At 45.5% G+C, this 14728-nt stretch carries 4 protein-coding genes; all 4 read right to left on the minus strand.

Annotation, left to right across the window (positions count from 1 at the left end; genetic code table 11):
• Positions 1–2: 2 nt before the first annotated feature.
• Positions 3–3347 (minus strand): alpha-amylase family glycosyl hydrolase, encoded by a 3345-nt coding sequence (locus EXN75_RS09120; RefSeq protein WP_134843563.1) that lies wholly within the window; start codon positions 3345–3347, stop codon positions 3–5.
• A 218-nt stretch (positions 3348–3565) separates the two neighbouring features.
• A complete protein-coding gene (locus EXN75_RS09125; RefSeq protein WP_134843564.1) occupies positions 3566–6925 on the minus strand; it encodes an alpha-amylase family glycosyl hydrolase in 3360 nt (1119 codons plus the stop codon).
• Between the two features lie 217 nt (positions 6926–7142).
• Entirely contained in the window at positions 7143–10499 is a 3357-nt protein-coding gene (locus EXN75_RS09130) for an alpha-amylase family glycosyl hydrolase (protein WP_134843565.1), read from the minus strand.
• Between the two features lie 223 nt (positions 10500–10722).
• The gene (locus EXN75_RS09135) at positions 10723–14094 is read right to left on the minus strand and encodes an alpha-amylase family glycosyl hydrolase (RefSeq protein WP_134843566.1); all 3372 of its coding nucleotides are present in this window, start codon (positions 14092–14094) and stop codon (positions 10723–10725) included.
• Positions 14095–14728: the final 634 nt, after the last annotated feature.

Below are 14728 nucleotides of genomic sequence, written 5' to 3' on the forward strand. Positions count from 1 at the left end.
GATTACTTGATGACATACTTCTTGCCACCGCAAACATAGACACCAGGAGCGAGGATGTACTCAGCATCTGCCATGCTGCCTACCTCAGCTACCTTCTGACCGTTGATAGAGTAAATCTTCAACTTAGCAGGAGCCTTCTTGCTACCTACCTGGTTGATACCTGTTGTGATAGTCTCGTTGGTCTTACCGTCACGGTTATAAACTGCACCGTTTACGAATTCCAAATCCTTTGTCTGCTGACCACCGCCGTTGTTGAAAATGATCATGGTAGGAGCAGTTGTCAAATCGCCATCATACTTCCACATCCAGACATCCAGACCATTCTTCTTCATGCCAGTCTTGGTACATGCTACACCTGGCCAGTTACCACCGGTAAAGTTGCCTGCATCACTCCAAGCCCAGCAGTTTACCTTACTCCAGTCTGAAGGAGCGAGGAAGTAAGCGAAGATACCTGTTGGAGCAGGAACAACTACCTCTTTAATCTTGTTGAAGGTTGCAGAACCTGTCTTGGTTTCATTATCTGCATTGGTTGCACTCCAAGTTACAGTCTTGCTCTCGCCTTCCATCATGTCAGCACCGAGAGTGAATGTAGCAGCCTTACCAGGAGTAAGAGCTACCTGCTCGCCATTACCAATCTTATACCAACCGCTCTTGGCATTGCTGCTCAGTGTGGCTGCTACGGTAACAGTCTTCTCGAAGTCACCACCATTAGGACTCAAAGTAACCTTGGCTGCAGTATTGACAGGAGCGTCAATCTTCTGAGCATTTGCACCGCCGTCATACTTCAGGTAGATATCACCTGTGATACCAGTGATGTCACCAGACTGTGCACCGCTATTATTATTCAAGATGACATTGAAGGTCTCAACACCATCAAAAGCGCAAGTCCAGTACTTTTCGCCATTGATTTCTTCAGACTCTGTCATCTTTGTACCAGGCCATGCACCTGTCAACTCCTTAACAGAAGAACCTTTTGACCAAGCATAGATAAAAGGAGCATTTTCTGCCTGTACGTAAACCGTGATAGAAGCATTAGGGTCCACCTTCTTGAAGGTCAAGCTACCGCTCTTTACTTTACCGTCCTGGGCCTCTGCGCTCCACTCAATAGTCTTGGTGTCGCCAAAGTTCATACCTTCGCCAATGGTAAGGTTCTCACTCACACCAGGAGTCAAGTTCACCTTATCCTGACCTTGTATCTGATACCAACCAGACTTAGCGTCTTCAGAGAGAGTAACTGTCAGGTTAATAGTCTCAGTACGGAATGATCCACCAGCCTGTGAGAATGAAACGCTTGCTGGCTGAATAGGACCCTGCTCGTTCCAAATTGTACCAGCCTCCTCATTACCATCATAGTCTTGACCGTCCAGAGACTTAGCTGTAGTATCGTAGATGAAAGCACCATCCTCACCGATCTTGCCACCATTCCAGTCCTTTACGAGAACACGGAGCTGACCCTGAGTAGAAGGAGCTTCTACTTCAATAGTAGAACCTGTATATGTCTTACCAGTTACCACGTCGGTATAAGTACCAGCTGGGCAATCTGTGAAGGTAGCACCACCATTGAGGGCTACGAGCGCATAGCAATCCTTAGTAGCACGCTTGAAAGCGATACCATTCTTACCTGTTGCCTTACAACCATCTGTTGTCCACTGACCCTTACGGAGAGCAGGCACAGCCTGACGGATCTTGTTCAAACGGATGAGGTGCTGAGCTACATCGTGATTCAAAGTAGCTGCTACGTTACCTGTAGCCTTATACTCACCGAAGTCTGTTGCTGTTACATCACCTGTGATATAACCACCGAAGTAAGCACGACCAGTTTCAGAAAGAGGACCGTTAGGACCTGGGTCGATTCTTACACCACGACGGAAACCAACCTCAGAACCATAGTAGATACATGGAATACCACGGAAGGTAAACAAGAGAGAGAGGTTCTCAGCCCACTGAGCATCTGTACCACCGAAACGGTTGAGATCGTTAGGGCCTGGACTGTAGTCATGGCTGTCAATATATACTACATTGTATGTAGCGTCATTATAGAGTTCGTCTTCCTTTGAAAGACGGAATGCATCTTTAGCTGTATTGTAGCTATAGTGCATTGGGAAGTCGATGACATTGAAACCACTTGCCTCAGAATAGTCTGGCTCATGCCATGCACCATTGATCATCTTAGCATTTTCGCTCTTCTTGTCACCAAATGTTTCCTTACCGCAGAGTGCCTGAGGACCGATAGGACCAGAACCCTCTGGCAATACCTGACTGTCCCAGAAGCTTTGGCTTCCATCCCACTGGTTCATCAAAGACTCATCAGACTTCCATGTATAGAAGTAGCAAGAAAGATTGGCCTGACCTCTATAGGTTGCTTCGTGACCACGGGTACAAACCTCACCATACATAAAGAAAGGAGCCTTGTTCAATCGCTTATTCTCGTACTGCTTACCGAGGGCAGCAAACTGAGGAACGAACTGATGGTTGAAAGTGAGTCGTGAGATGTGACCAGATGTATCGATACGGAAACCATCCACACCCATCTTGATGAACTGACCATAGCAATCTACGAGATACTTAGCTACCTCGTCGTTCTCTGTATTGAGGTCAACACAGTCACCAGCAATCTGACCCCACCAACGGGATGGATCATCCCAACCGAACTGACCGTAATGGTGCCAATAGTTGTGAATATCACGGTTCTGACCATCCATATTCTTCATCATGGTAAGACGACGGTGGTATTGATCTTTTGGAAGGATGGTCAGGTAGTCACTACCCAAAGTTTCTGTAGGGGTCATACAAGCATCGATGTAAGCTTGGTTGCGAAGTTGTGTGTTACGATCGAACAGCTTGCAGAGCTTCTCCTCACCGAAGTTACCGGTGTGGTTGAGCACGATGTCAAGAATAATCTTGATACCCTTGGCGTGAGCCTTGTCAATGAGTTCCTGGAACATCACGTCACCACTCTTACCATCACTGCTCTGATAGCGGCAGTCAACATGCTGGAAATCCATGGCATGATAGCCGTGGTAGTCATAACCAGACGCATTCTGAACGACAGGAGTAATCCAGATGGCAGTGAAACCAAGCGCCTTGATGTAGTCGAGCTTGTCAATCACGCCCTGGAAGTCGCCTCGCCAGCAAGGGTCTTTTGTTTCAATCTGCGCTGCCTGGTTGTCCCAGCAGAGCACATTGTTTTTAGGATCTCCATCGTAGAAACGGGTGGTGATCATGAAATAGATACTTTCGTCTCGGAAGTCTGTACGATTAGATGTGAAGACATCCGTCGCCATCGACTGCATTGAGACCAGAAGGAGCAGCAATGCCGCCCAAAGCTTCTTTGTAAATCTTCTCATAAATTGTAGTGTTAAGTTAAGATATTTAGTTAAATATTATTCTATTTGCAAATTTAGCCAAAATATATGGTATTTACAAAGAAACAAAGCCCAACCCACTCTTTTTTGTGTGCAAACGATTGCATCTGAAAGTAAAACAAACACATGCAAACGATTGCATAAAAAAATACGCAAGTTTTCTGCCGAAAACTTGCGTATTCAAAAAGAGTATCAGATGATTATTTAATGACGTACTTCTTACCGCCACAAACATATACACCAGGAGCGAGGATGTACTCAGCATCTGCCATGCTGCCTACCTCAGCTACCTTCTGACCATTGATAGAGTAAATCTTCAACTTAGCAGGAGCCTTCTTGCTACCTACCTGATTGATACCTGTTGTGATAGTCTCGTTGGTCTTACCGTCACGGTTATAGACTGCACCGTTTACGAAATCCAAATCGGCTGTCTGCACACCATTACCGTTGTTGAAGATAATCTTGGCAGGAGCATCTGTCAAGGCACCATCATACTTCCACATCCAGACATCCAAACCATTCTTCTTCATGTCAGTCTTGGTACAGCTAACACCAGGCCAGCTACCACCAGTATAGTTCTCAGAATTACTCCAAGCCCAGCAGTCAACCAAGCTCCAGTCTGAAGGTGCGAGGAAGTAAGCGAAGATACCTGTTGGAGTAGGAATTACAACCTCTTTCATCTTGTTGAAGGTAGCAGAGCCTGTCTTGGTTACATTGTCAGCATTAGTTGCGCTCCAAGTTACAGTCTTGCTTTCGCCTTCCTGCATATCTTCACCGAGAGTGAATGTAGCAGCCTTACCAGGAGTAAGAGCTACCTGCTCGCCATCGCCAATCTTATACCAACCGCTCTTGGCATTGCTGCTCAATGTTGCTGTTACGGAAACAGTCTTCTGGAAGTCACCACCGTTAGGGCTGAAAGCCACCTTAGCAGCTGTTGTCGAATTTGCTGGAGCAGAAATCTTCTTGGCACTTGAACCACCATCGTATTCCAAGTAGATATCGCCTGTAATACCAGTGATGTCACCAGACTGAGCACCGCTACCATTATTCAATACTATATTGAAGCTCTCAACGTTATCGACATCATAAGTCCAGTATTTAGCACCATCAATCTCCTCAGGACCGTTCATTACCTTACCAGGCCATGCACCTGTCAAAATCTTAGCGTCAGCACCTGTTGTCCAAGCGTGGATGTAAGGAGCCTTGTCAGCCTTCACCATGACCACGATAGATGCATTAGGATCTACCTTGGTATAAGTAACCTTTTCTGTCTTCTCCTTGCCTTCAGAGCTTGTAGCACTCCAAGTCACAGTCTTGCTGTCCTTGAAGTTCATGCCATCACCGATAGTGAAGGTGGCAGCCTGACCTGGAGTCAAATCTACCTTGTCCTGTCCCTCTATCTGGTACCAACCAGACGCAGCGTCTTCAGAGAGTGTAGCGGTAACAGTTACCGTATTGGTACGGAAAGTACCACCAGCTGGAGAAAGAGAAACGCTTACAGGCTGAAGTGGAGCCTCGTCAACCCAAGTTGTACCAGCCTCTTCATTGCCATCATAGGTCTGACCACCCTTATGCTGAGCAGCTGTTTCGTAGATGAAAGCACCATCATCAATGAGCTTGCCACCCTTCCAGTCTTTCACGAGAACGCGAACCTGACCCTGATTCTTAGGAGCATCAACGGTGATAGTAGAACCTGTGTAAGTCTTACCTGTTACCAAGTCTGTATAAGTACCAGCTGGGCAATCTGTGAAAGTAGCACCACCATTGAGAGCTACGAGTGCATAACTGTCCTTATAAGCACGCTTGAAGGCGATACCGCCGTTAGCAGCACAACCCTCATCTGTCCACTGACCCTTACGGAGAGCAGGAACAGCCTGACGAATCTTGTTCAGACGGATGAGGTGCTGAGCCAAATCATGATTCAATGTAGCATCCACGTTACCAGAAGCCTTGTATTCACCGAAGTCTGTTGCAGTTACATCACCTGTGATATAACCACCGAAGTAAGCACGACCTGTGTTAGAAAGAGGACCATTAGGACCTTTGTCAATCACAGAACCACGACGGAAACCTACCTCAGAACCATAATAGAGACATGGGATTCCACGGAAGGTAAACATCAGAGAGAGATTCTCAGCCCACTGAGCATCACTACCAGAGAAACGGATACCATCACTTGGCTGAGGACCGTAGTCATGACTATCTACATATACCACATTGAAAGTAGCATCATTGTATTTCATATCACCAGACTTAGCCAAGCCGTATGCACTTCCTGCATTAGAGAAGTTGTAGTGCAATGGGAAGTCGATTACATTGAAACCGCTTGACTGAGAATAGTCTGGCTCATGCCATGCACCATTCAGCATAAAGGTATTGTTGCTTTCAGGAGAATCCGCATTATCCTTCTCGCAGAGAGGCATCAGCTTAGCATCATAACCTGTACCACTGTCATAGATTTCCTGAGTGTCCCAGTATGTCTGGCTGCCATCAAAGCTATCCATCAGATTCTGTGGAGCCTTCCATGTATAATAATAAGGTGAAAGGTTGTCCTGACCACGGTACTGCACACCACCGAAACGGGCACAAACCTCACCATACATGAAGAAAGGAGCCTTGTTCAATCGCTTGTCCTCGTACTGCTTACCGAGGGCAGCAAACTGAGGAATGAACTGCTTGCAGAAGGTAAGACGTGAGATATGACCGGATGTATCAATACGGAAACCATCGACACCCATCTTGATAAAGTTGCCATAGCACTTGACTAGATAATCAGCCACTGTATTATTCTCAGTATTGAGGTCCACACAGTCACCTGCAATCTGAGCCCACCAACGATTAGGCAAGTCCCAGTTGAAGTTACCGAAATGGTGCCAGTAGTTGTGTGGATCATGATTCTGACCATCGGTATTCTTCATCATGGCAAGACGACGCTGATACTGATAACCAGGCTGAAGACCCGGATAGTCACTACCCAATGTTTCCAAATTAGGAATCATACAAGCATTGATGTCTGCCTGATTACGAAGACGAGTATCACGGTCGAACTCCTTGCAAAAATGCTCCTCACCGAAGTTACCGGTGTGGTTGAGCACGATATCGAGGATAATCTTGATACCCTTGGCGTGAGCCTTGTCGATGAGTTCCTGGAACATCACGTCACCACTCTTTTTACCGTCACCACTCTGATAACGGCAATCAACTTTAGAGAAATCCGAAGCATGATAGCCGTGGTAGTCATAACCGGATGCATTCTGTACAACAGGAGTAATCCAGATGGCAGTGAAACCTAACGCCTTGATGTAGTCGAGTTTGTCGATCACACCCTGGAAGTCACCTCGCCAGCAAGGGTCCTTGGTACTCTTCTGCGCTTCCTGATTATCCCAGCAGAGCACATTGTTACTTGGATCACCATCGTAGAAACGAGTGGTCATCATGAAGTAAATACTTTCATCTCGGAAATCTGTACGATTAACCGTGAAATTGTCAGTCGCCATCGCATTAGACGAGGCAAGAAGCAGCAGCATCGCTGCAAAGAGCTTCTTCTTGAACTTTCTCATAAATTTTTTGAATTAAGTTAAGATATTTAGTTAAATTTTATTCTATTTGCAAATTTAACCAAAATATATGGTATTAACAAAGAAACAAAGCCCAACCCACTCTTTTTTATGTGCAAACGATTGCATCAGAAAGCAAAACAAATACATACAAACGATTGCATAAAAAAATACGCAAGTTTTCTGCCGAAAACTTGCGTATTCAAAAGAGAGATTATTTTTACTTAATAACGTACTTCTTGCCGCCGCAAACATAGACACCAGGAGCGAGGATGTACTCAGCATCTGCCATGCTACCTACCTCAGCTACCTTCTGACCGTTGATAGAGTAAATCTTCAACTTAGCAGGAGCCTTCTTGCTACCTACCTGGTTGATACCTGTTGAGACAGACTCATTGGTCTTACCGGCAAGGTTATAAACTGCACCGTTTTCGAATTCCAAATCCTTTGTCTGCGTACCACCGCCGTTGTTGAAGATGATCATGGTAGGAGCAGTTGTCAAATCGCCATCATACTTCCACATCCAGACATCCAAACCATTCTTCTTCATGTTAGTCTTGGTACAGCTTACACCTGGCCAGTTACCACCAGTAAAGTTGTCTGTACCATTCCAAGCCCAGCAGTCAACCTGATTCCAATCTGAAGGAGCGAGGAAGTAAGCGAAGATACCTGTTGGAGTAGGAATAACTACCTCTTTAATCTTGTTGAAGGTTGAAGAACCTGTCTTAGTTGTACCATCAGCATTAGTAGCGCTCCAAGTTACAGTCTTGCTCTCGCCTTCCATCATGTCAGCACCGAGTGTGAAAGTAGCAGCCTGACCAGGAGTAAGAGCTACCTGCGCACCATCACCGATCTTATACCAACCGCTCTTAGCATTGCTGCTCAACGTTGCAGTTACTGTGATTGACTTCTCAAATTCACCACCGTTAGGGCTGAAAGCCACCTTAGCAGCAGCTGTCGAATTTGCTGGAGCAGAAATCTTCTTGGCACTTTTACCACCATCATACTCCAAGTAGATATCACTTGTAATACCAGTGATGTCACCAGACTGAGCACCGCTACCATTATTCAATATTACATTGAAGCTCTCAACGTTATCGAAATCATAAGTCCAGTATTTAGCACCATCAATCTCCTCAGGACCTTTCATCACCTTACCAGGCCATGCACCTGTCAAATTCTTACCGCCAACACCTGTTGTCCAAGCGTGGATGTAAGGAGCCTTGTCAGCCTTCACCATGACCACGATAGATGCGTTAGGATCAACCTTAGTATATGTTACCTGACCAGTCTTCTCCCTGCCTTCAGAGTTTGTTACACTCCAAGTCACTGTCTTGGTGTCCTTGAAGTTCATGTCATCACCGATAGTGAAGGTAACAGGCTTACCAGGGGTCAAATCTACCTTGTCCTGTCCCTCTATCTGATACCAAGCAGACGTAGCATCTTCTGAGGCCTCAGCGGTAACAGTTACCGTATTGGTGCGGAAATTTCCGCCAGCTGGAGAAAGAGAAACGCTTACAGGCGGAAGAGGAGCCTCGTCAACCCAAGTTGTACCAGCCTCTTCATTGCCATCATAGGTCTGATCACCCTTATGCTGAGCAGCAGTTTCGTAGATGAAAGCACCATCATCAATGAGCTTGCCACCAGTCCAGTCTTTCACGAGTACGCGAACCTGACCCTGAGTATTAGGAGCATCAACAGTGATAGTAGAACCTGTGTAAGTCTTGCCTGTTACCAAGTCTGTATAAGTACCAGCTGGGCAATCTGTGAAAGTAGCACCACCATTGAGGGCTACGAGTGCATAACTGTCCTTATAAGCACGCTTGAAGGCGATACCACCCTTGACAGGAGTACAACCATCGTCAGTCCACTGACCCTTACGGAGAGCAGGAACAGCCTGACGAATCTTGTTCAGACGGATGAGGTGCTGAGCCACATCATGATTCAAAGAGGCAGCCACATTACCAGAAGCCTTGTATTCACCGAAGTCTGATGCTTCTACATCACCTGTGATATAGCCACCGAAGTAAGCACGACCCGTTTCAGAAAGAGGACCATTAGGACCTCTGTCAATCACAACATCGCGACGGAAACCTACCTCAGAACCATAATAGAGACATGGGATTCCACGGAAGGTGAACATCAGAGAGAGATTCTCTGCCCACTGAGCGTCTGAGCCGCCAAAACGAGACCCAGACCCAGGACCATAGTCGTGACTGTCAACATATACCACATTATAGGTAGCGTCATTATATTTCATATCACCAGTCTTAGCCAAACGGTATGCGGTGGCAGCATTACCGAAGTTGTAGTGCAATGGGAAGTCGATCACATTGAAACCGCTTGACTGAGAATAGTCTGGCTCATGCCATGCGCCATTCAGCATAAAGGTATTGTTGCTTTCTGGAGAATTCGCTTTATCTTTCTCGCAGAGAGGCATCAGCTTATCATCATAGCCTGTACCTCTGTCATAAATTTCCTGAGTGTCCCAATATGACTGGCTGCCATCAAACTGATCCATCAAGTTCTGTGGAGCCTGCCATGTATAATAATAAGGTGAAAGATTGTCCTGACCACGGTACTGCACACCACTGTAACGGGAACAAACCTCACCATACATGAAGAATGGAGCCTTGTTCAATCGCTTGTTCTCATACTGCTTACCGAGGGCAGCAAACTGAGGAATGAACTGCTTGCAGAAGGTAAGACGTGAGATGTGACCGGATGTATCAATACGGAAACCATCGACACCCATCTTGATAAAATTGCCATAGCAGTTGATAAGATATTCAGCCACTGTATTATTCTCAGTATTGAGGTCCACACAGTCACCAGCAATCTGAGCCCACCAGCGGTTTGGCTCATCCCAGTTGAAGTTACCGAAATGGTGCCAATAGTTATGTGGATCATGATTCTGACCATCGGTATTCTTCATCAGGGCAAGACGACGCTGATACTGAGCAGCAGGCAAAAGACTTGGATAGTCACTACCCAATGTTTCTGGATTAGGAATCATACAAGCATTGATGTCTGCCTGGTTACGAAGACGGGTATCGCGGTCGAACTCCTTGCAGAGCTTCTCCTCACCGAAGTTACCGGAGTGGTTGAGCACGATATCGAGGATAATCTTGATACCCTTTTCGTGAGCCTTGTCGATGAGTTCCTGGAACATCACGTCACCACTCTTTTTGCCGTCACCACTCTGATAACGGCAATCAACCTTGGAGAAATCCGAAGCATGATAGCCGTGGTAGTCATAACCGGATGCATTCTGTACGACAGGAGTAATCCAGATGGCAGTGAAACCTAACGCCTTGATGTAGTCGAGCTTGTCGATGACACCCTGGAAGTCACCTCGCCAACAAGGGTCCTTGGTACTCATCTGTGCTTCCTGGTTGTCCCAGCAGAGCACATTGTTTTTAGGATCTCCATCGTAGAAACGCGTGGTGATCATGAAGTAAATACTTTCATCTCGGAAATCTGTACGATTATCCGTGAAGTTGTCAGTCGCCATCGCATTAGACGAGGCAAGAAGCAGCAGCATCGCTGCAAAGAGCTTCTTCTTGAACTTTCTCATAAAAAATTTTTGAATTAAGTTAAGATATTTAGTTAAATTTTATTCCACTTACAAATTTAATCATAATAAATGATGATAACAAATAAATAAAACAACTTCCGCTCATTTTTTCATGCAATCGATTGCATTAATAAGTAAAATAAACAAACACAAACGATTATACGAAAAAAATACGCAAGTTTTCATCTGAAAACTTGCGTATCTAAAAGAGAAAAGAGATTTATTACTTAATGACGTACTTCTTACCGCCGCAAACATATACACCAGGAGCGAGGATGTACTCAGCATCTGCCATGCTGCCTACCTCAGCTACCTTCTGACCGTTGATAGAGTAAATCTTCAACTTAGCAGGAGCCTTCTTGCTACCTACCTGGTTGATGCCTGTTGTGATAGTCTCGTTGGTCTTACCGGCAAGGTTATAAACTGCACCGTTTTCGAATTTCAAATCCTTTGTCTGCTGACCACCGCCGTTGTTGAAGATGATCATGGTAGGAGCAGTTGTCAAATCGCCATCATACTTCCACATCCAGACATCCAGACCATTCTTCTTAATGTCTGTCTTGGTACATGCTACACCAGGCCAGTTACCACCGGTAAAGTTGTCTGTATTATTCCAAGCCCAGCAGTCAACTAAGCTCCAGTCTGAAGGAGCGAGGAAGTAAGCGAAGATACCAGTTGGAGTAGGAATAACTACTTCCTTCTTCTTGTTGAAGGTAGCAGTACCAGTCTTAGCCTTATCCTCTGCATTAGTTGCGCTCCAAGTTACAGTCTTGCTCTCGCCTTCCATCATGTCAGCACCGAGAGTGAAGGTAACTGGCTTACCAGGAGTAAGAGCCACCTGCTCGCCATCGCCAATCTTATACCAACCGCTCTTGGCATTGTCGCTGAGGGTTGCTGTTACAGAAATAGTCTTCTCGAAGTCACCACCGTTAGGACTCAAAGTAACCTTGGCTGTTGTGTTGACAGGAGCATCGAGCGTCTTGACATTTGAACCACCGTCATACTCCAAGTAGATATCGCCTGTGATACCAGTGATGTCACTTGACTGCTTGTCATTACCATTATTCAGAATCACATTGAAGCTCTCTACTCCATCGAAAGTCTTATACCAGTAGTTGACACCACCAATTTCTTCAGGACCATCCATAGTCTTTCCATGCCATGCACCAGTCAACTCTTTAGCAGGTTTGCCAGGAACCCAAGCATAGATAGTTGGAGCATTGTCTGCCTTTACATATACGGTGATAGATGCGTTAGGATCCACCTTGGTGAAGGATACAGAACCATTCTTCTCACTCTTGTCGTTCTTAGCATACCATGTTACAGTCTTGGTCTGCTTGAAGTACATGTCTTCACCGATAGTGAATGTCTTGGTCTCGCCTGGAGCCAACTCTACCTTCTCCTTACCTTCTACCTGGAACCAACCAGAAGTTGCCTTACCGCTAAGGCTTACCTCTACAGTAACAGTATTGGTGCGGAAAGTACCACCATTCTGAGAGAACTTCAAACCAAACTCATTAGTCTGTGGCTCAACCCATGTTGTACCATCTTCCTCATGACCATCATAAGCCTGATCAGCCTCTGACTTAGACTTAGGAGCCTCATTATAGATGAAAGGACCATCCTCACCTATCTGACCGCCCTTCCAGTCCTTCACGAGAACACGGAGCTGACCCTGAGTAGCAGGAGCATCAACGGTGATAGTAGAACCTGTGTAAGTCTTGCCTGTTACCACGTCGGTATAAGTACCATCAGGGCAATCTGTGAATGTTGCACCACCATTGATGGCTACGAGTGCATAGCTGTCATTCTTGTAAGCACGCTTGAAGGCGATACCGCCATCAGCAGGAGTACAACCCTCGTCGGTCCACTGACCCTTACGCAAAGCAGGAACAGCCTGACGAATCTTGTTCAGACGGATGAGGTGCTGAGCGACATCATGATTCAATGTTGCAGCCACATTACCTGTTGCCTTGTAGTCACCGAAATCAGATGCTTCTACATCACCAGTGAGGTAACCACCGAAGTAAGCACGACCAGTTTCTGAAAGAGGACCGTGAGGACCTCTGTCAATCGGAGCACCGCGACGGAAACCTACCTCAGAACCATAATAGAGACATGGAATACCACGGAAGGTAAACATCAGAGAGAGATTCTCTGCCCACTGAGCATCATCACCAGAGAAACGGAATTGGTCGTTGGTTTGCTGAGGACCGTAGTCGTGGCTATCTACATATACTACATTATAAGTAGCGTCATTATATCTCTTGTCACCTGACTTTGCCAAACCGTATGCGGCGGCAGCATTACCGAAGTTGTAGTGCAATGGGAAGTCGATCACATGGAAACCGCTTGCCTGAGAATAGTCTGGCTCATGCCACTTACCATTCACCATAAAGGTATTGTCGCTTGTTGGTGTTGGGGCATTGTCTGACTCACAGAGAGCCATCTGATGGTCATCCACACCTGTACCGCCATTGGCTTTATCAAAGAGTACCTGTGTATCCCAGTAAGACTGGCTGCCATCCCATTTGTCGAGCAAATCCTTTGGAGCCTGCCATGTGTAATAATAGCAAGAGAGGTTATCCTGACCACGGTATGTGACATCACTGTAACGGGCGCAAACCTCACCATACATAAAGAAAGGTGCCTGGTTCAATCGCTTGTCCTTATACTTCTCACCAAGAGCTGTAAACTGAGGAATGAACTGCTTGCAGAATGTCAAACGTGAGATGTGACCGGATGTATCGATACGGAAACCATCTACACCCATCTTGATGAAGCTGCCGTAGCACTTTACGAGATAATCTGCTACGTAGTCGTTCTCGGTATTCAGGTCAACGCAGTCACCTGCAATCTGAGCCCACCAGCGGTTAGGATAATCCCAGTTGAAGTCACCAAAGTGGTGCCAGTAGTTGTGAACATCCTCGTTCTTACCACGGACGTTCTTCAACAAGCCAAGACGACGCTGATACTGCTCATAAGGGACACTTGTAAGGTAGTCGGAACCCAACTTCTCCTCGTTAGGAATCATACAAGCATTGATGAGTGCCTGAGTTTCCAAGTCGGTATTACGGTCAAACTCCTTGCAGAGTGTCTGCTCACCGAAGTTACCGGTGTGGTTGAGCACGATGTCGAGGATAATCTTGATACCCTTTTCGTGAGCCTTGTTAATGAGTTCCTGGAACATGGCGTCACCGTCCTTGCTACCATCGCTGCTCTGATAACGGCAGTCAACATGCTGGAAATCCATGGCATGATAACCGTGGTAATCATAACCGGATGCGTTCTGCACTACTGGTGTAATCCAGATGGCAGTGAAGCCGAGTGCCTTGATGTAGTCGAGTTTGTCGATGACACCCTGGAAGTCGCCTCGCCAGCAAGGGTCTTTTGTTTTGATCTGCTCTGACTGGTTATCCCAGCAGAGCACGTTGTTACCAGTATCACCATCATAAAAACGCGTAGTCATCATGAAGTAGATACTTTCGTCTCGGAAGTCTGTACGATTCGATGTAAAGACATCGGTCGCTACCGACTGCATAGAGACGAGAAGGAGCAGTAAAGCTGCCCAAAGCTTCTTAGTAAACCTTCTCATAAATTGTGCTGTTAAGTTAAGATATTTAGTTATTTATCATTTGCTTGCAAAAATAATTATAATAGGTGTAAACAGCAAATAAACTAGCACTTAACCCCCACTTTTTATGTGCAATCGATTGCATCAGAACGTAAAATATGATTGCACAATCGATTGCACAAAATCTTTCAAAGATTTCCTCTCAAAAGTTTGCATAATTAAAAACCTCTCTTAGACCATGAAGTAATGGTTTAAGAGAGGTGTAGTATTTTAACCGAAAATGCTTAAAGTAATTCTTTAAGTGCTTTCCTTACTTCAAAGTTAGGAATACCTAAAGTATAAACACCCTCGTCATAATCCTTGATGGTCAGATAACCGGATCTATAGAGTTCTTGACATCACGATAAGCCTTCAAACTATCCTCATATTCTTTCAGCCGTTCTTCTATCTGTTTCATATTCATCTCCTTTTAAAACGTTTAACTGAAATGTGATGCAAAAATAAGCTATTTTATCGAAAATACCAAAAAAAACAGCAAGAATCCTTCAAGTTATCAGCAAATTACTCAGAAAAAAGAATCTCCCATATTCAATGAGTTATGACGTTTATGAATTATAGAAATCTGCCCCATCCCCCTCACTAACAACCTATAAAA

Source organism: Segatella hominis (genome assembly GCF_004535825.1).
Taxonomy (GTDB): domain Bacteria; phylum Bacteroidota; class Bacteroidia; order Bacteroidales; family Bacteroidaceae; genus Prevotella; species Prevotella hominis.